Source organism: Marilutibacter maris, from assembly GCF_003233695.1.
In the GTDB taxonomy this organism is placed as follows: Bacteria; Pseudomonadota; Gammaproteobacteria; order Xanthomonadales; family Xanthomonadaceae; genus Marilutibacter; species Marilutibacter maris.
In genome coordinates this window covers 714,924-731,606 of the sequence record NZ_CP029843.1, presented here as the reverse complement: position 1 = coordinate 731,606, position 16,683 = coordinate 714,924, and the positions used below count along the sequence as shown (strand labels likewise).

The 16,683-nt window shown below is 70.4% G+C and carries 19 protein-coding genes; 11 read left to right on the top strand and 8 right to left on the bottom strand.

Going from position 1 to position 16,683, the window contains the following annotated elements; genetic code table 11:
• Window position 1 precedes the first annotated feature (1 nt).
• From C9I47_RS03260 to C9I47_RS03235, 6 genes are all read right to left on the bottom strand, one after another.
• Entirely contained in the window at window positions 2-661 is a 660-nt protein-coding gene (locus tag C9I47_RS03260) for a hypothetical protein (protein ID WP_111265471.1), read from the bottom strand.
• Between the two features lie 53 nt (window positions 662-714).
• Window positions 715-1,158: a hypothetical protein gene (locus C9I47_RS03255; protein ID WP_407067492.1), complete on the bottom strand. Its 444-nt coding sequence runs from the start codon at window positions 1,156-1,158 to the stop codon at window positions 715-717.
• A gap of 50 nt (window positions 1,159-1,208) precedes the next feature.
• Entirely contained in the window at window positions 1,209-1,685 is a 477-nt protein-coding gene (locus C9I47_RS03250; protein WP_111265470.1) for a hypothetical protein, read from the bottom strand.
• 158 nt (window positions 1,686-1,843) lie between these two features.
• The gene (locus C9I47_RS03245; RefSeq protein ID WP_111265469.1) at window positions 1,844-2,569 is read right to left on the bottom strand and encodes an HAD family hydrolase; all 726 of its coding nucleotides are present in this window, start codon (window positions 2,567-2,569) and stop codon (window positions 1,844-1,846) included.
• Between the two features lie 204 nt (window positions 2,570-2,773).
• On the bottom strand, window positions 2,774-3,121 hold the full coding sequence (locus tag C9I47_RS03240) for an EF-hand domain-containing protein (protein WP_111265468.1): 348 nt from the start codon (window positions 3,119-3,121) through the stop codon (window positions 2,774-2,776).
• Between the two features lie 297 nt (window positions 3,122-3,418).
• Window positions 3,419-3,610: a CPXCG motif-containing cysteine-rich protein gene (locus C9I47_RS03235; protein WP_111265467.1), complete on the bottom strand. Its 192-nt coding sequence runs from the start codon at window positions 3,608-3,610 to the stop codon at window positions 3,419-3,421.
• A gap of 134 nt (window positions 3,611-3,744) precedes the next feature.
• Here C9I47_RS03235 and C9I47_RS03230 point away from each other — a divergent pair, with 134 nt between their 5' ends.
• A complete protein-coding gene (locus C9I47_RS03230) occupies window positions 3,745-4,923 on the top strand; it encodes a PQQ-dependent sugar dehydrogenase (RefSeq protein ID WP_111265466.1) in 1,179 nt (392 codons plus the stop codon).
• On the opposite strand, the gene C9I47_RS03225 is transcribed toward C9I47_RS03230, so the two are convergent.
• Window positions 4,920-6,332, bottom strand: a complete 1,413-nt coding sequence (locus tag C9I47_RS03225; protein ID WP_111265465.1) for an aminotransferase-like domain-containing protein — start codon at window positions 6,330-6,332, stop codon at window positions 4,920-4,922. The genes C9I47_RS03230 and C9I47_RS03225 overlap by 4 nt on opposite strands.
• Before the next feature lie 365 nt (window positions 6,333-6,697).
• On the opposite strand from C9I47_RS03225, the gene ccoN reads away from it, so the two are divergent.
• The 10 genes from ccoN to C9I47_RS03175 all read left to right on the top strand — a co-directional run bounded on the left by ccoN (window position 6,698) and on the right by C9I47_RS03175 (window position 15,878).
• Window positions 6,698-8,140 carry a cytochrome-c oxidase, cbb3-type subunit I gene (gene ccoN / locus C9I47_RS03220; protein WP_111265464.1) on the top strand — a complete coding sequence of 481 codons (1,443 nt, stop codon included), beginning with the start codon at window positions 6,698-6,700 and terminating at the stop codon, window positions 8,138-8,140.
• 10 nt (window positions 8,141-8,150) lie between these two features.
• Window positions 8,151-8,768: a cytochrome-c oxidase, cbb3-type subunit II gene (gene ccoO / locus C9I47_RS03215; protein ID WP_111265463.1), complete on the top strand. Its 618-nt coding sequence runs from the start codon at window positions 8,151-8,153 to the stop codon at window positions 8,766-8,768.
• Between the two features lies 1 nt (window position 8,769).
• On the top strand, window positions 8,770-8,928 hold the full coding sequence (locus C9I47_RS03210; protein ID WP_111265462.1) for a cbb3-type cytochrome oxidase subunit 3: 159 nt from the start codon (window positions 8,770-8,772) through the stop codon (window positions 8,926-8,928).
• Window positions 8,925-9,857: a cytochrome-c oxidase, cbb3-type subunit III gene (gene ccoP / locus C9I47_RS03205; RefSeq protein WP_111265461.1), complete on the top strand. Its 933-nt coding sequence runs from the start codon at window positions 8,925-8,927 to the stop codon at window positions 9,855-9,857. The genes C9I47_RS03210 and ccoP overlap by 4 nt, the downstream gene beginning before the upstream one ends.
• Window positions 9,858-9,866: 9 nt before the next feature.
• The gene (locus C9I47_RS03200) at window positions 9,867-10,163 is read left to right on the top strand and encodes a hypothetical protein (protein ID WP_111265460.1); all 297 of its coding nucleotides are present in this window, start codon (window positions 9,867-9,869) and stop codon (window positions 10,161-10,163) included.
• A gap of 131 nt (window positions 10,164-10,294) precedes the next feature.
• A complete protein-coding gene (locus tag C9I47_RS03195; protein WP_111265459.1) occupies window positions 10,295-11,830 on the top strand; it encodes a 4Fe-4S dicluster domain-containing protein in 1,536 nt (511 codons plus the stop codon).
• Entirely contained in the window at window positions 11,827-12,414 is a 588-nt protein-coding gene (locus C9I47_RS03190; protein ID WP_111265458.1) for a FixH family protein, read from the top strand. The genes C9I47_RS03195 and C9I47_RS03190 overlap by 4 nt, the downstream gene beginning before the upstream one ends.
• Before the next feature lie 5 nt (window positions 12,415-12,419).
• Window positions 12,420-14,924: a heavy metal translocating P-type ATPase gene (locus C9I47_RS03185; RefSeq protein WP_111265457.1), complete on the top strand. Its 2,505-nt coding sequence runs from the start codon at window positions 12,420-12,422 to the stop codon at window positions 14,922-14,924.
• The gene (ccoS, locus tag C9I47_RS03180) at window positions 14,921-15,139 is read left to right on the top strand and encodes a cbb3-type cytochrome oxidase assembly protein CcoS (protein ID WP_111265456.1); all 219 of its coding nucleotides are present in this window, start codon (window positions 14,921-14,923) and stop codon (window positions 15,137-15,139) included. The genes C9I47_RS03185 and ccoS overlap by 4 nt, the downstream gene beginning before the upstream one ends.
• On the top strand, window positions 15,129-15,878 hold the full coding sequence (locus C9I47_RS03175; protein WP_111265455.1) for a sulfite exporter TauE/SafE family protein: 750 nt from the start codon (window positions 15,129-15,131) through the stop codon (window positions 15,876-15,878). Before ccoS ends, C9I47_RS03175 begins: the two co-directional genes overlap by 11 nt.
• Before the next feature lie 24 nt (window positions 15,879-15,902).
• Here C9I47_RS03175 and C9I47_RS03170 read toward each other — a convergent pair whose 3' ends face one another.
• Window positions 15,903-16,661, bottom strand: a complete 759-nt coding sequence (locus C9I47_RS03170; protein WP_111265454.1) for a helix-turn-helix domain-containing protein — start codon at window positions 16,659-16,661, stop codon at window positions 15,903-15,905.
• Window positions 16,662-16,683 lie beyond the last annotated feature (22 nt).

The following is a 16,683-nucleotide window of genomic DNA, read 5'->3' as shown; positions in this document are numbered from 1 at the left end:
CTCAGTGGCCGCGCCCCTTGTCCTTGCCCTTGCCTTTGCCCGAATTGCCATTGCCGCGATTGCCCTGGCCATTGCCATTGCCATTGCCACGGCCCTGGGCACTGGAGCGGCCGTTGCCGTTGCCGCCCTGGGCATCATGGCCCCGCTGGCTGGCGCCGCGGCCGCGGCCCGGGAAGTCGCGCTCCAGGTCGGCGTCGATCGTGATCGTGCGCCCCCAGCGGTCGTAGCTGGGCACGAAACCGCGCTTGAGGCGATGGAACTCCGGCGAACCGGGCTTGATGCCCAGGTCCTTGGCGACCGCGCCCCAGCCGCGACCGTGGTCGCGCTCCCAGACGTCGGCCACGTAGCGGCACGGACGGCCGATGATCGAGGCGATCGCGCAGGCGATGTAGACATCGCCCGGCGCCCAGCGCCGGGTATCGAGCAGATCGACCACCAGCGAACGCGGGGCACCGTGGTAACGGACCATCTCGTCGATGAAGGGGTCGCGATAGCGGTGGCCGTAGCGGTTCATGTCGCCGAGCCAGGTATCGACCCAGACATCGCCGGAACGCGGGTTCCAGCCGAAAGTGAAGTCCTGGGCCGCCGCCGGTGCGGCGAGGCCGGCGCCGGCCGCGAGCGCGGCGGCCAGGGCGAGTTTGCGTGCAATGGAAACCATCATGCGGGCCTCGTTTGCGGAATGGGTGGAGTGTAGCCGGCCGACCCGGGCCGGGCTCAGCGCGAGATCACGAACTTGCCGAACGCCACGCCGATGTCCCAGCCCTTGCCGGTACCGGCCAACGCCAGCGAAACCTCGCCCTTGGTCACCACCTGGGCCTTGCTCGAGCGCACCGCGCCAGCATGCGCCTCGGCACTGACATAGGTGCCCAGCAAGTCATTGATGCTGTCGACGCCGGAAAACTCGCCGACGCCGTTCTCGATGGTCGACTTGCCGAAACTCAGGCCGCCGCCCTTGGTCTCGATCCGGACCGCCATGCGCTGGCCGTTGTCGCAACTGATCGTGCCGTTGCCCGACGCGGTCTTGTAGAACACCGACCAGCCGGACAGGTTGAAGCGCAGTTCGCAATCGACCTCACCGGCCTGCGCCGGCACCGGCGCCAGGCCCAGCATCGGCGCCGCCAGCAACAGCGCCGCGAACATCATCGACGGACGTTTCATAACTACCTCCAGCAGGTCGTCCCGGCGGCAAGGCTACCACCGGTGCGGGGTCAATCGCGGTCGCGCCAGCGGCGGCCGTCGTGACGACGGTCGTAGCGGACGCGATAGTCGCGGGAATCCCGGTGATGACGGCGATCGCGACGGTCGTAGCGGTCGCGGCGGTCATAGCGGTCGTAGCGGTCGCGGTACCGATGATCGTAGCGGTGCTTGCCCGGCCCATGGCGGTAATAGCCGTGGGCGACGCCGTAGGGCGGGCCGCCGCGGTAGTGACGGCTGTAGTACGAGCGCGGCACGTAGCGGTAGTAGCTGCGGTGGCCGCGGCGATCGCGGACGATCACCACGCGGTCGTAGCGGCCGTAGTTGCCGTGGCGGTAGTAGGGGTTGCCGCCGTGATAGATCACGTCGGCCACATCGACCAGGACCCGGACCAGATCGTCGCTGGCGCGCGCCTGGGTCGGGAACAGGCCGGCGACGCCGATGCCCAGGGCAATCGCGGTGGTCGCGATCCAACGGTTCAAGGCGATCATGGCGCTCTCCTGCGGTGGGTGGACATGGCCCCACCCTGCCCCCGCCCCGGTGAACCGGTTTTTAACCTGCCGCGATCGGGCGCGCGAACCGATATCCGGTAGGGTCCCCGTTCAGGAATGCCGCAACGCAACGTGGCGGCGATCACGTCACCGCACCGTCACTTGCCGGCTTCGGCGGCCTCCGCGGCGATCGCGCGCAATGCCTGCGGCCATTCGGTCGCGGTAGGGACCACCCGCAAGCGCGGCGCGGCATGGTCGACCGAGGTCTCGGCCTCGTGCGCCCAGGTCAGGTGATAGGGCACGTGAATGCCCCAACCGCCCAACGCCAGCACCGGCTCGATGTCCGACCGCAGCGAGTTGCCGACCATCGCGAACTCGTCCGCCTCGCAGCCGAACTCCTCCAGCAGGCGGCGGTAGGTCGGCACGTCCTTCTCGCTGACGATCTCGATCCGGCGGAACAGTCCGGCCAGGCCGCAGTCGCGGACCTTCTTCTCCTGGTGGAACAGGTCGCCCTTGGTGATCAGCACGATCTCGAAGTCGGCGGCGACCGCCTCGATCGCCTCGCGCACGCCCGGCAACAGCTCGACCGGGTGCGCCAGCAGTTCCTTGGCGATGCCGACGATGCGGTGCAGGTCGCGCGCGCTGATGCGGGCATCGGTGATTTCCACCGCGGCCTCGACCATCGACAGCGCCATGCCCTTCACGCCATAGCCGAACAGGGCGATGTTGTTCTTTTCGATCGCGTACAGACGGTCGCCGACATCGTCGAGATCGACGTAGTGGGCGACGATGCGCTCGAATTCCTGTTGCGCGCCGTGGAAGTAGTCCTCGCTGCGCCAGAGTGTGTCGTCGGCGTCGAAGCCGACCATGCGGATTGCGGTCATCGCAACAGTATGACCGCGACCGCCGCGCACGGCTAAGCCCGAACGCGTCAGCCGGAGCAGAAGAAGGGCGACCTCGGTCGCCCTTCGGGACCGTCGCAGACCGCAGGGGATCGGCTGGACGGGCGTGGGAGAAAGCCCCGGCGCAATGCAGGCCGGGCGATCCGGGGCCCCGGAAGGACGACCCCGGACCGGGATCCGTCGTCGTTACTGCTCGCCGCCGGCCGGCTCGGGCTCGGTGCCGCCCTGGGCGTTGGCCACGTAGTTCTTGTACTCGTCGGCGGTGAGGTTGCCGTCGGCGTCGCTGTCGGCCAGATCGAACACCTGGCTCAGCGAAGGCACCGAGGCGGCCTCGTCCTTGCTGATCGCGCCGTCCTGGTTGAGATCGATGTCCGCCCAGCTCTTCTTCGCCGGCTGCGCGCTGTTCATGGTCGCGGCCTCGGCCTGGTCGGCCTGCTGGGGCGGCGCCGTCTCCTGCGCGAATGCGAACGGAGTCGCCATCGCGGCGGTCAGGGCCAGGGCGATGCTGAGGGACTTGCGGTTGTTCTTGCTCATGTCGGAATCCTCCTTGGGGGATGTTGTGCAACCGATCAGCGCACGGTCTTTGTAGTAGTCGTGTGGTATCGACCGTACGGCCCCTACCCTGCGCCGCCGCCGATGAACGAAAAACCCCGCGCAAAAGCCGCGATTACGCAGGGTTAACCTGCGCCGCCGCGCACCGCGCTAGCGATGCGCGCAGACGTGACGACGAACGCGATCGCACGTGATCGGCAACCGGTTTCGGCGCGCGTGGCTGAACGAGACGAGCTGAACGGAACACAACTTTTACGAACGCGGATCGTGCGCGCCGGCTCAGAGTGCGTCGCCGGAGCGGACCCGGACCCGTGGACCGCCGCCATCGTCGCCGGCGTCCACCCGCACCTCGATCGGCCTGCAGCAGACCGCGCAGTCCTCGACATAGTCCTGCGGTTCCGGCAGCGGCTCGACCCGCAGGTCGATCGGCTCGCCGCAGTACGGACAGGCAACGGTGACGATGTGTTCCATCGCGGCTCCTGCAGCCCTGGTGCGGTCCGGCCAGTATCGCGCCGGCCCGCCGCGGGCGGATGAAGCCGCTGCCGATGAATGCGAGAATCGGTCGCGTTGCCTATCGCCGCCCTCTCCCCGACCCGGAGCCCACGATGACCCAGCGCCTGCTGACCGCCGCCTGCCTCGCCGCCCTGCTGACCGCCTGCAACAGTCAGGGCACCAATGCGACCGAACCGGTGGCGACGCCCGCGCAGGCCGACGCGGCCGGCCCCTTCGTCAGCCTCGAGGTGGCCCGCTTCGACGAGCCGTGGGCGATGACCTTCCTGCCCGACGGCCGCCTGCTGGTCACCGAGAAGCGCGGCAAGCTCAAGCTGCTGGTGCTGCAGGGCGCCGACGCCGGCAAGACCGGCGAGATCGGCGGCGTGCCCGAGGTCGACTACGGTGGCCAGGGCGGGCTCGGCGACGTGATCCTGCATCCGGACTTCGCCAACAACCGGCGCGTCTACATCAGCTACGCCGAGGCCGGCGAAGGCGACACCCGCGGCGCCGCGGTCGCGCGCGCGCGGCTGAATCTCGACGCCCAGGGCGGCGGGCGCCTGACCGACGTGCGGGTGATCTGGCGGCAGGTGCCGAAGGTGACCGGCCAGGGCCACTACAGCCATCGTCTCGCGTTCGGACCCGACGGCCACCTGTGGATCAGTTCCGGCGAGCGGCAGAAGTTCGACCCGGCCCAGGACATGGCCTCCAACCTCGGCAAGATCATCCGCCTCAACGACGACGGCAGCGTGCCGGACGACAATCCCTTCGCCGACCAGGGCGAGGTCGCCTCGCAGGTGTGGTCGCTGGGTCATCGCAACGTGCTGGGCATCGCCTTCGACGGCAACGGCCAGCTGTGGAATCACGAGATGGGCCCCAAGGGCGGAGACGAGCTGAACCGGGTCGAGCGCGGCGGCAACTACGGCTATCCGATCGTCTCCAATGGCGACCATTACGACGGCCGCCCGATCCCCGACCACGACACCCGCCCGGAATTCATCGCTCCGAAGATCAGCTGGACCCCGGTGATCTCGCCGTCCAGCTTCGTGATCTACAGCGGCGACCTGTTCCCCGCCTGGAAGGGCAACGGCTTCATCACCGGGCTTTCGTCGCAGTCGCTGGTTCGGATCGAGTTCGACGGCGAGTCCGCGCGCGAGGCCGAGCGCTTCGACATGGGTCACCGCATGCGCGAGGTCGAGCAGGGGCCCGACGGCAGCCTGTGGCTGCTGGAGGACGGCGACGACGCCCGCCTGCTGCAGCTCAGCCCGCCGCCGCAACCGTCCGCGCAGGGCTAAGCGCGCGCGACCAGCACGCCCAGGGTCCGCAGTGCGGCGTCCGCACGCTCATCGAGCGGGTGGCCGACGTTCAGCCGCAGGCCGGTGCCGAACTCGCGCCGCGCCGAGAAGATCGGCCCCGGCGCGAGGCTGATGCCGTGCTCCAGCGCCTGCCGGTGCAGGCGCAGCGCGTCGCTGCCCGGCGGCAGTTCCAGCCACAGGAAGTAGCCGCCCTGTGGCCGGGTCACCCGCACTCCCTCGGGAAAGTGGCGCGCGATCGCGTCCAGGTACTGCGCCTGCTGCGTGGCCAGCGCCGCGCGCAGGCGCCGCAGATGGCGCTCGTAGCCGCCGCGCTCCAGGTAGCGGGCGATCGCCAGCTGCGCGGGCACGTTGGTGTTGAGGGTGCCGGTGAGTTTGAGCCGGGCGATCGCCTGGCGGTGGCGTCCGGCGGCGACCCAGCCGATCCGGTATCCCGGCGCCAGGCACTTGGAGAACGATGAGCAGTGCAGCACCCGCCCGTCGCGGTCGAAGGCCTTGGCCGGCAACGACCGCTCGCGGCCGAAATGCAGCTCGGCATAGACGTCGTCCTCGATCAGGGCGATGTCGTGCACGGCCAGCAGCTCGACCAGGGCGCGCTTGGCCGGCTCCGGCATGGTCGCGCCCAACGGGTTCTGGAAGGTCGGCATCAGCCAGCACGCGCGCGGCGCGTGGCGCTTGATCGCGGTTTCCAGCGCATCCAGATCGACCCCGTCGCGCGGGTGGGTGGGCACTTCCACCGCACGCAGGCCATTGCGCTCCAGCGTCTGCAGGGCGGCATAGAAACACGGCGACTCGACCAGCACCGCGTCGCCGGGACGGGTCACCGCGGCGATGCTCAGGTTCAGCGCCTCCAGCGCGCCGTTGGTGATCACGATCTCGTCGGCGGCGACCGCGATGCCGTCGACCAGGTAGCGCTGGCTGATCTGCCGGCGCAGGCCGGCATGGCCGGGGGTCAGGTCGTCGACCGTGCACCATGGGTCGAGCTCGACCGCGCTGGCCGCCAGCGCGCGCCCGAGCCGGGGCAGCGGGAACAGCAGCGGACTGGGGAAGGCCGAGCCGAACGGCACCAGGTCGCGGTACATCGCCGACTGCTGCACCTCGAACACCAGCGCGCTGACATCGAGCGTGCGCGAGTCGCCATCCGGCCGCGACGGCGTCTCCGGCTCCGGCAGCCGCGCCGGCGGGTGGCTGGCGACGTAGTAGCCCGAGCGCGGCCGCGACTCGACCAGCCCCTGCTCCTCCAGCAGGTAGTAGGCCTGGAACACGGTCGCCGGGCTCAGCCTGCGGGCGGCGCAGGTCTGCCGCACCGACGGCAATCGCTCGCCGGGACGGAACACGCCGGTCCGGATCGAGTGCGCGAGCTCGTCGGCAAGGGCGCGATAGCGGGTCATGGGGGGGGCTCACCGTCCGGCGGGGCGATCAACTGATACGGTTTTTTGCACAATCTCTGATTCTATCGGATCTGATACGGTCCCCATAGACTGCCGGCACTCCCCACCCGCCACACCGACATGCCCACCGATATCGAGCCCGGGAAACCCCGGTCCGCTCGGGGTCCGGCGCGCGCCCACGGCGCCGCGGCCATCAAACCGCCTTCACACCCCTGCCGGCTACCCTGACCCGGTAGCGCCGCAACACCGAAGGGGATGCCGCGCGGCCAGCACACTCCCGCCCGGCGACTTGATCCAGGTCAAACCCGCCATCCGACCGCGTTCATAGAATGCGCCGGTACGGCCGAGCGTAGGAATGCCCGCACATGCAAGCATCTGTTGAAACCTATAACGACAAGGTCGTGCGCCAGTTCGCGGCGGTGACCGTGATCTGGGGCATCGTCGGCATGGCGGTCGGCGTGTTCATCGCCGCCCAGCTGTACTGGCCGGCCCTCAACTTCGACATTCCGTGGCTGAGCTACGGACGGCTGAGGCCGCTGCATACCAACGCGGTGATCTTCGCGTTCGGCGGCTGCGCGCTGATGGCGACCAGCTTCCACGTGGTCCAGCGCACCTGCCACGTGCGGCTGTTCTCCGACAAGCTGGCCGCGTTCGTGTTCTGGGGCTGGCAGGCGGTGATCGTCGCCGCCGCGATCACCCTGCCGATGGGGCTGACCCAGGGCAAGGAGTACGCCGAACTGGAATGGCCGATCGACATCCTGATCACCCTGGTCTGGGTGGCCTACGCGGTGGTGTTCTTCGGCACCATCGCCAAGCGCCGGGTCAAGCACATCTACGTCGCCAACTGGTTCTACGGCGCCTTCATCATCACCATCGCCCTGCTGCACATCGTCAACAACCTGGCGCTGCCGGTCGGCATGGGCAAGTCGTACTCGCTGTACACCGGCGCGGTCGATGCCATGGCGCAGTGGTGGTACGGCCACAACGCGGTCGGTTTCTTCCTGACCGCCGGCTTCCTCGGGATGATGTACTACTACGTCCCCAAGCAGGCGCAGCGTCCGGTCTACTCCTACCGGCTGTCGATCGTGCACTTCTGGGCGCTGATCGCCATCTACATGTGGGCCGGCCCGCACCACCTGCACTACACCGCGCTGCCGGACTGGGTGCAGTCGGTCGGCATGGTGTTCTCGCTGGTGCTGCTGGCGCCGAGCTGGGGCGGCGCGATCAACGGCATCATGACCCTGTCCGGGGCCTGGCATAAGCTGCGCACCGATCCGATCCTGAAGTTCCTGATCGTCGCCGTCAGCTTCTACATGATCGCGACCTTCGAGGGGCCGATGATGTCGATCAAGACGGTCAACTCGCTGTCGCACTACACCGACTGGACGATCGGCCACGTGCACGGCGGCGCCCTGGGCTGGGTGGCGATGATCAGCGTCGGCGCGATCTACTCGATGCTGCCGCGCCTGCTCGGCCAGAAGCAGATGTACTCGGTCAAGGCGATCGACCTGCACTTCTGGATCCACACCATCGGCGTGGTGTTCTACATCGCCTCGATGTGGATCGCCGGGGTGATGCAGGGTCTGATGTGGCGCGCGACCAACGACGACGGCACCCTCACCTACAGCTTCGTCGAGGCGCTCAACGCGACCTATCCGTACTACCTGGGCCGCCTGGCCGGGGGCCTGCTGGTCGTCACCGGCATGCTGCTGATGGGCTGGAACGTGTTCAAGACCTGGCAGCGCGCGCCGGCACTGGAGCCGGTCCCGGTGATGCCGCCGGACCGTGCCGAAGCGGCCACTGCCTGAGGACCGACGCATGAGCCATTCCCACGAGAAAGTCGAGACCAACGTCGGCCTGATGGCCGTGCTGATCGCGGTGGCGGTGTCGTTCGGCGGCCTCGCCGAGATCGTCCCGCTGATGTACCAGGCCGAGGCGGTGCAGCCGCTGCCGGGGGTCAAGCCCTACCCGGCGCTGGAGCTGGCCGGCCGCGACATCTACGTCCGCGAGGGCTGCTACAACTGCCATTCGCAGATGGTGCGCACGCTGCGCTTCGAGACCGAGCGCTACGGCCACTACTCGCTGGCCGGCGAGTCGGTCTACGACCGCCCGTTCCAGTGGGGCAGCAAGCGCACCGGTCCGGACCTGGCCCGGGTCGGCGGCCGCTACTCCGACGACTGGCACCGCGTGCACCTGATCAATCCGCGCGACGTGGTGCCGGAGTCGAACATGCCCGGGTTCCCGTGGCTGGAGAAGAACAGGGTCGACGGCGCCGTGGTCGAGCACAGGATGAAGGCGCTGCGCACGATCGGCGACCCGTACACCGACGAGGACATCGCCGGCGCCCGCGACGCGGTGGCCGACAAGACCGAACTCGATGCGCTGGTGGCCTACCTGCAGGGCCTGGGCCGGCACGCGCCGCGCGGAGGTCAGTGAGATGGTGTCCGGCATCGTCACCGCAATACTGCTGGCGCTGTTCGTCGGCGGCTGGATCCGGCTGTGGAGCCCGAAGCTCAAGCCCGAGCTCGACGCGGCCGCACGCCTGCCGCTGGAGGAGGACGCCAGCCCCGATACACCTGAGGAGACGCAACGATGAGCGCTGGCTGGTCATGGTTCGTGATCGCACTGATCGCGCTGAACATCCTCGGCTGCGTGTGGCTGATCTGGTGGACCGGCCGTCGTCGTCCCGGCGACCCGGCGCCGACCGACACCAGTCACACCTGGGACGGCGACCTCACCGAATACAACAAGCCGATGCCGAAGTGGTGGATCAACCTGTTCTACCTGACCATCGTGTTCTCGGTCGGCTACCTGATCTACTACCCGGGCCTGGGCGCCTTCGCCGGCGTCTCGAAGTGGACCTCGGCGGACGAGCATGAGCTGCACAAGCAGTCCTTCGACGCGCGCCTGGAAGAGACCTTCCGTCCCTACGTCGGCCAGCCGGTCGACGCGATCGCCCGCGACCCGGCCGCGGTCGAACTCGGCCGCTCGATCTTCAGCAACACCTGCGCGACCTGCCACGGCTCCTCCGCCCAGGGCGCGATCGGCTACCCCAACCTGACCGACGACATCTGGCACTGGGGCGGCAGCCCCGACCGCATCCTGCAGACCGTGCTCGACGGCCGCGAGGGCGTGATGACGCCATGGGGCAAGGTGCTGACCGGAATGAAGGGCGACAACGCGGTCGACTACGTGGTCGCCTACGTGCGCACCCTGTCCGACCCGGGGTCGATGGAGAACAACTACATGGCGGCGCAGGGCAAGAAGCTGTTCGACGGCGTCTGCGTGGCCTGCCACGGTCCCGACGGCAAGGGCAACATCGAACTCGGCGCGCCCGACCTGACCGACGACTACTGGATGTACGGCAGCAGCAAGGCCAGCCTGTACGAGACCATATCCAACGGCCGCCACGGGGTGATGCCGGCGCATCGCGAACTGCTCGGCGAAACCCGTTCGCGCCTGGTCGCCGCCTACGTCTGGTCGCTGTCGCACCCGCAGGACACCGACGCGACGAGCACGCAGTAGGGAGGCCGCATGCCCGACTACACCGCTCCACGCTTCGACCATCCGCCGCGCCCGCTGGCGCAGCGGCTGGGCGCGATCCTGTGGCCGAGCTTCTTCACCGCGTGCGTCTGCACGATGGTGTTCTTCGCCCATATCGACCCGATCGAGCTGCGCGACATGACCTTCCCCGGTCTGCCGCTGACCCGGGTGCTGGGCTACAGCATCGGCTTCTTCATGTTCTGGCTGGCCGCGGCCGCGTCCAGCCTGTTCACCTGGATCCTGCTGCGGCCGTCCAGCCGCTTCAACCGGCCGCTGCCGCCTGAGTGAGGCCCGGCGCGGCCGCCCGGCCGCGCGACCTCCACCGCCCTCGCCGCACGGACCCGGATGCGGCGCCCCCAGCCCGCCGCGGCACGTCGCATCGCCCGCCCGCGCGGGCACGACGCCGCACCGAGAAGTCCATGAGCAAGAAGATCGACATCGAAATCCTCGCAGACGCCGGCAGCGCGCTGTACGTCAGCGAGCGCAAGGTCTATCCGCGCGACGTCGACGGCCGCTTCCAGAGACTGCGCAAGATCGCGGTGTTCGTGCTGCTGGGCATGTTCTACCTGTTCCCGTGGCTGAGCTGGGACGGCCGCCAGGCGGTGCTGTTCGACCTGCCGGCGCGCAAGTTCTACGTGTTCGGACTGAATTTCTGGCCGCAGGACTTCATCTTCCTCGCCCTGCTGCTGATCATCGCCGGCATGGCCCTGTTCTTCTTCACCACCCTCGCCGGTCGACTGTGGTGCGGCTACGCCTGTCCGCAGACGGTGTGGACCGAGGTGTTCCTGTGGATCGAGCGCTGGGCCGAAGGCGACCGGCACAAGCGGATGAAGCTCGACGCCGGCCCCTGGAACCGCGAAAAGCTGCTGCGCAAGGGCGGCAAGCACGTGCTGTGGCTGCTGTTCGCGCTGTGGACCGGCTTCACCTTCGCCGGCTTCTTCGTCCCGATCCGCGACCTGGCGATCCGCGCGCCGCTGGGCTGGGGCGGTTGGGAGACCTTCTGGGTGCTGTTCTACGCCCTCGCGACCTGGGGCAATGCCGGCTTCCTGCGCGAGCAGGTCTGCAAGTACATGTGTCCGTACGCGCGCTTCCAGAGCGCGATGTTCGACCGCAACACCCTGCTGATCGCCTACGACCCGATGCGCGGCGAACCGCGCGGCCCGCGCAAGCGCGGCCTGGCCAGCGTGCTGGAACGCGCGCGCGGCCTGCTCGACGTCGACAAGGCCAACGACTACGTGTTCCGCTTCGCCCACGCGCAGCAGAAGGTCGACAGCGCCGGCACCACCTCGGTCGTCGACGAGGGCCTGAAGGCCGAGCCGCTGCCGAAGTTCAGCGGCGAGGCGCTGGGCGACTGCATCGACTGCACCCTGTGCGTGCAGGTCTGCCCGACCGGCATCGACATCCGCAACGGCCTGCAGTACGAGTGCATCGCCTGCGGCGCCTGCATCGACGCCTGCAACCAGGTGATGGACAAGATGGGCTACCCGCACGGGTTGATCCGCCATTCGACCCAGAACGCGATCGACGCCAAGCCGACCCGGGTGCTGCGTCCGCGGGTGCTGGTCTACGGCCTGCTGCTGGCCAGCCTGTGCGCGGCCTGGGCCTGGGGCGTCACCCACCGCAGCGCGCTGATCGCCGAGGTCCTGCGCGACCGCAACGCGCTGTACCGCGAAGTGGCCGGCGAGCGCATCGAGAACGGCTATACCCTCAAGCTGATCAACAAGACCGTGGAGCCCCAGCGCTACCGGCTCGGCCTGCAGGCGCCCGCCGGCGTCGAACTGGTCGGCGGCGAGCGCACCATCGAGGCGCCGGCCGAGGCGGTGCTGAACATCCCGCTGACGCTGTCCGCGGCGCGCGAGCTGAACGGCCGCCATCCGGTCGTGTTCACCGTCGAGGCCGTCGACGGCAGTACCCGCGAGTATGTCGAATCCAGTTTCTTCGGACCGATCGAATGAGCAAGCGTCACCCCCTGCGCGAACCCATGGTCTGGCTGCTGATCGGCCTGCCGGTCGCCGCCGTCGTCGCCGGCATCGCCACCATCGTGATCTCCAGCGGCGGCAGCGACGCGGTGATCGACCCGGTCGAGCGCACCGCCCAGATCCAGACCGTCGAACTCGGCCCGGACGAGCGCGCCCGCGAGCTGAAGCTGTCGGCGGTATTGCAGGTCGACGGTCAGCGGTTGCTGTTGTTGCCGGCCAGCGGCGCCTGGACCCGCGACACCACCGCCCCGACCGTGCCGGCCTCCGCCGGGGCCGAATCCGGCGACGACGCATCGGCCGAGCAGCGGGCCCGCGACGGCACCTCGCACGATCGCCCGCTGACCCTGGTGCTGTCGCATCCGACCGACGCCGCGCAGGATCTGCAGGTCGAGCTGCGGCCGAGCGAGCTGGGCTGGGCCGCCGAACTCGAACAGGCCCTGGACCCCGGCCACGACTGGCTGCTGCGACTGGGCCCGGCCGACGGCCGCTGGCGCCTGCAGGGACGCTTGATCGCGACCCAGCAGGCGGCGCGGCTGGGACCGGTGCTGAAGGCGGAATAGCCGGCTTGGACAGCTCCGGGCCCGCGCCGCGCGCACCGCGACCGCACGACGGGGGCGGCACGCCGTCCGCCCCGGCCACTGCCGCGGGCGCCTGCTACCACTGCGGCGAACCGCTTCCGGCGGCACCGGTCACCGGCCTCATCGCCGATCGCCAGCACCGCTTCTGCTGCAGCGGCTGCGCGGCCGCCGCGCAGTGGATCGCCGGTGCGGCGCTGGAGGACTACTACCGCCTGCGCGAGTCGCCGGCCGGCCGGGTCGGCGTCGACCTGCCCGACTACGCCGCATTCGACCGCGACGCGGTGCTGGCCGAGCACAGCCGCCGGATCGACGGCGGCCGCGAGATCACCGTACTGACCGACGCCATGCGCTGCGCCGCCTGCGCCTGGCTGATCGACCGCGCGCTGCGCCGCGAGCCCGGCGTGCTCGACCTCACCGCGAACGCCGTCACCGGTCGCATCCGCCTGGCCTGGGACCCGGCGCGGACCTCGCTGTCGACGCTGATGACGCGGCTGGCCGCGCTCGGCTACCGACCCTGGCTGGCGACCGGCGAGGCGCGCGAGGCCGCGCGCCGGCGCGAGCGCAACCGCTGGCTGCTGCGCCTGGGGGTGGCCGGACTGGGCACGGTACAGGCGATGATGCTGGCCGAGGCGCTGTACCTGGACACCACCCAGTCGATGCCCACCGCGACCCGCGACTTCTTCCGCTGGCTGACCTTCCTGGTCTCGACCCCGGTGGTGTTCTATTCCGGCTGGCCGTTCCTGGAGGGCATGTGGCGCGAACTGCGCGGCCGCCGCCTGGGCATGGACACGCTGATCGGCGGCTCGACCCTGCTCGCCTACTTCGCCAGCGTGCTGGAGACCGTCCGCGGCGGCGTCCACGTCTGGTACGACGCCGCGGTGATGTTCGTGCTGTTGCTGCTGGTCGCGCGCATGCTCGAACAGCGCGCGCGCGGCATCGCCAGCGCCCAGGTCGACGCGCTGGCGCGGGCGCGCCCGGCCCTGGCGACCCGCGAACGCGGGGGCGAGGACGATGCCGGCGCCTGCGAGCAGGTGCCGCTGGCCGAGCTGGCACCGGGCGACGTGGTCCGGGTCGCGCCCGGCGAGGCGGTGCCGGCCGACGGCACCCTGCTCGACCAGGCATCGTCCTTCGACGAAGCCCTGCTGACCGGCGAGTCCGAGCCGGTGCCGCGCCGGCCCGGCGATACCGTGCTGGCCGGCAGCCACTGCCATGAACGGCCGGCGCGGATCCGCCTGACCCATACCGGCGCCAGCACCCGGCTGTCGCAGCTGGTGCACCTGGTCGAGCGTGCGCAGGCGGCGCGACCGCCGCTGGCGCAGGCGACCGAGCGCATCGCCGGCGCCTTCGTCGGCGTACTGCTGGTGTCGGCCGCGGCGGTATACGCATGGTGGCACCTGCACGAGCCTTCGCGCGCGCTGGAGGTCACCCTCGCGGTGCTGGTGGTCAGCTGTCCATGCGCACTGTCGCTGGCGGTGCCGGCGGCGTTGACCACCGCGCACGGCGCGCTGGCGCGGATCGGCGTGCTCGGCCTGCGTGGCGAGGCGCTCGGGGCGCTCGCCCGCGCCGACCGGATGGTGTTCGACAAGACCGGCACCCTCGGCGACGGCCGGCCGGTGCTGCAAGAGGTCCAGGTCTTCGACGCGGCCGCATCCGGCTACGGCCGCGAGCAGGTCCTGCGGATCGCCGCCGCGCTGGAGCGCGACAGCCGCCACCCGCTCGCGCGCGCGTTCGAGCGGGTCGCCGATGCCCCCCCGGCCGAGCAGGTGCGGTTGGTCCCGGGCGCGGGCCTGCGCGGACATGTCGACGGACGCGAATGGCGACTCGGCCATGCCGGCTTCGCCTGTCGCGATCGCGACGACGACGGTGCGCTGTGGCTCGGCGACGGCACCGCCGCGATCGCGCGCTTCGAGATCCGCGAAACCCCGCGCACCGACGCGGCCGAGGCGCTCGCCGAACTGCGCGCCGACGGCGTCGACGTCGAGATATGCAGCGGCGACGCCGCCGCCACGGTCGCGCGCTTCGCCGCCGCGCTGGGAGTCGGGGACGCGCGTTCGCGCCAGAGTCCCGAGCAGAAGCTGGCGCGGGTCCGCGAACTGCAGCAGGCCGGGCACGTCGTCGCGATGGTCGGCGACGGCCTCAACGACGCCCCGGTGCTGGCCGGCGCCGACGTGTCGCTGGCGATGGCCGACGGCGCCGCCCTGGCCCAGCGCGCGGCCGACTTCGTCGTCACCAGCCCGTCGCTGGCGCGGATCCCGCAGGCGGTCGCGCTGGCCCGGCGGACCCGGCGGATCGTGCGCCAGAACCTGGCCTGGGCGCTGGGCTACAACCTGCTGGCCTGGCCGCTGGCCGCCAGCGGCCACGTCACCCCGTGGATCGCCGCCCTCGGCATGGCGCTATCCTCGCTGCTGGTCACCCTCAACGCGTTGCGGCTGGCGCGCCCGCCGCGTCGGCCCGACACCCGCCAGGCCCGCATCGCGACCACCGCGCCATGAACATCCTGCTCCTGCTCATTCCGCTCAGCCTGATGCTGCTGGTCGCCGCGATCGCGATGTTCGTGTGGGCGGTGCGCCGCGGCCAGTTCGACGATCTCGACACCCCGGCCCTGGACATCCTGCGCGACGACCCCGAACCGGCGCCGAAGACGACGGCGGCGGACCACGAACCGCCTGCCGCCCCGCCGCCCGCTCCCGCGCGCGATGCCGATTGACTGGCTGACCCTGGGCGCGGCCCTGCTGACCGGCCTGCTCGGCGGCCTGCACTGCGCGGCGATGTGCGGCGGCATCGCCACCGGCTTCTCGGCGATGGCCCGCGCCTCGTTGCCGGCCGGCGCCATCGGCGGCGGCTGGACGGTCGCGCTGGAAAGCAATCTGGGCCGCGTCGGCGGCTACGTGCTCGCCGGTGCGATCGCCGGCGGCTTCGGCCACGGCATCCTCGGCCTGGCCCGCATCGACGGCCTGGCCACCGGCCTGCGCATGGCGGTCGGTGCGGTGCTGGTGCTGGCGGCGCTGCGCCTGTTCGACCGCCACGGCCGGCTCGGCTTCCTCAATCGCGGCGGCCAGACCCTGTGGCGCGGCCTGCGGCCGCTGCAACGGCGCCTGTTGCCGGCCAACACCCGGGCCAAGCGGCTGGGACTGGGGATGCTGTGGGGCTGGCTGCCGTGCGGACTGAGCACGACCCTGCTGGCCGCCGCCTGGCTGCAGGCGGACGCGCTCAACGGCGCGCTGACGATGGCCGCGTTCGGGCTCGGCACGCTGCCGGTGATGCTGCCGCTGACCTGGTCGGGCGCGCGCTTCGGCCGCCGCCTGCAGGACCCGCGCTGGCGCGGTGCGGCGGCATCGCTGGTGCTGCTGGCCGGGGTCCTGACCCTGTCGGCGCCGTGGCTGGCGCAGGTACCGGCGATGCATGCGCTGCTGAGCGCGCTGGGTTGCGCCAGCCTGCCGGGCTGACCGGTCCGGTCGCCGGCGCGGGGCTCAGAGGGTACCGCGGCGGACCGGCTCGCAATTCTCGGCGCCGTGGGCGAGGCGGGACAGCTCCTTCGGATCGAGGATCTCCAGCATGCGTCCGCGCACGCCGATCACCCCGTCCTCCTGCAAGCGGGTCAGACCGCGGCTGACCGTCTCCAGGGCCAGCCCCAGGTATCGGGCGATGTCCTCGCGGCTCATCGGCAGGCGGAACCGGTACGGATCCTCGCCGATGCGCGCGTAGCGCTCGCCCAGGCCGTGCAGGAACAAGGCGATGCGCTCGTTGGCCTGGCGCCGCACCAGCAGGCCGGCGTGGTCGTGATCGCGATCCAGGCTCTGGCCGATCACCCGCAGCAACTGCTGGTGCAGGCCCGGCAGCTGCAGGGCGACGGCGCTGAGCTGTTCCAGCTGCACCTCGCAGACGTTGGCGTCGACCAGGGCCTCGGCCTCGCAGCGATGGAGGCCCTCGCCCAGACCGTCCAGTCCCATCAACTCGCCGGGCAGATGGAAGCCCAACAGCTGCTCCTCGCCCGACTCGCTGAGGCTGACGGTCTTGAACGCGCCGGCGCTGGCCACGTAGACCGCGCTCAGGCGTTCGCCGATCCGGTACAGCCGTTCGCCGCGGCGGACCGGACGCGAGCGCCGCACCAGCTGTTCGAGCTGCGCCAGCGCGACCGAGTCGATACCGCCGGGCAGGCACAGCTGTCGCAGTGAGCAATGGGCGCAGCTGCGACGCAACCGGGCCAGATCGAGGGATACCGCGTTCATGGACGGCTATTGTCGCACGCCA

Excerpts from the sequence above, each read along its gene's own strand:
- ccoP (WP_111265461.1), top strand. The coding sequence starts at position 8,925 with ATGAGCGCTGGCTGGTCATGGTTCGTGATCGCACTGATCGCGCTGAAC.
- C9I47_RS03260 (WP_111265471.1), bottom strand. The coding sequence starts at position 661 with ATGATGGTTTCCATTGCACGCAAACTCGCCCTGGCCGCCGCGCTCGCG.
- ccoO (WP_111265463.1), top strand. The coding sequence starts at position 8,151 with ATGAGCCATTCCCACGAGAAAGTCGAGACCAACGTCGGCCTGATGGCC.
- C9I47_RS03195 (WP_111265459.1), top strand. The coding sequence starts at position 10,295 with ATGAGCAAGAAGATCGACATCGAAATCCTCGCAGACGCCGGCAGCGCG.
- C9I47_RS03190 (WP_111265458.1), top strand. The coding sequence starts at position 11,827 with ATGAGCAAGCGTCACCCCCTGCGCGAACCCATGGTCTGGCTGCTGATC.
- ccoS (WP_111265456.1), top strand. The coding sequence starts at position 14,921 with ATGAACATCCTGCTCCTGCTCATTCCGCTCAGCCTGATGCTGCTGGTC.
- C9I47_RS03250 (WP_111265470.1), bottom strand. The coding sequence starts at position 1,685 with ATGATCGCCTTGAACCGTTGGATCGCGACCACCGCGATTGCCCTGGGC.
- C9I47_RS03235 (WP_111265467.1), bottom strand. The coding sequence starts at position 3,610 with ATGGAACACATCGTCACCGTTGCCTGTCCGTACTGCGGCGAGCCGATC.
- ccoN (WP_111265464.1), top strand. The coding sequence starts at position 6,698 with ATGCAAGCATCTGTTGAAACCTATAACGACAAGGTCGTGCGCCAGTTC.
- C9I47_RS03210 (WP_111265462.1), top strand. The coding sequence starts at position 8,770 with ATGGTGTCCGGCATCGTCACCGCAATACTGCTGGCGCTGTTCGTCGGC.
- C9I47_RS03170 (WP_111265454.1), bottom strand. The coding sequence starts at position 16,661 with ATGAACGCGGTATCCCTCGATCTGGCCCGGTTGCGTCGCAGCTGCGCC.
- C9I47_RS03175 (WP_111265455.1), top strand. The coding sequence starts at position 15,129 with ATGCCGATTGACTGGCTGACCCTGGGCGCGGCCCTGCTGACCGGCCTG.
- C9I47_RS03245 (WP_111265469.1), bottom strand. The coding sequence starts at position 2,569 with ATGACCGCAATCCGCATGGTCGGCTTCGACGCCGACGACACACTCTGG.
- C9I47_RS03240 (WP_111265468.1), bottom strand. The coding sequence starts at position 3,121 with ATGAGCAAGAACAACCGCAAGTCCCTCAGCATCGCCCTGGCCCTGACC.
- C9I47_RS03230 (WP_111265466.1), top strand. The coding sequence starts at position 3,745 with ATGACCCAGCGCCTGCTGACCGCCGCCTGCCTCGCCGCCCTGCTGACC.
- C9I47_RS03200 (WP_111265460.1), top strand. The coding sequence starts at position 9,867 with ATGCCCGACTACACCGCTCCACGCTTCGACCATCCGCCGCGCCCGCTG.
- C9I47_RS03225 (WP_111265465.1), bottom strand. The coding sequence starts at position 6,332 with ATGACCCGCTATCGCGCCCTTGCCGACGAGCTCGCGCACTCGATCCGG.
- C9I47_RS03255 (WP_407067492.1), bottom strand. The coding sequence starts at position 1,158 with ATGAAACGTCCGTCGATGATGTTCGCGGCGCTGTTGCTGGCGGCGCCG.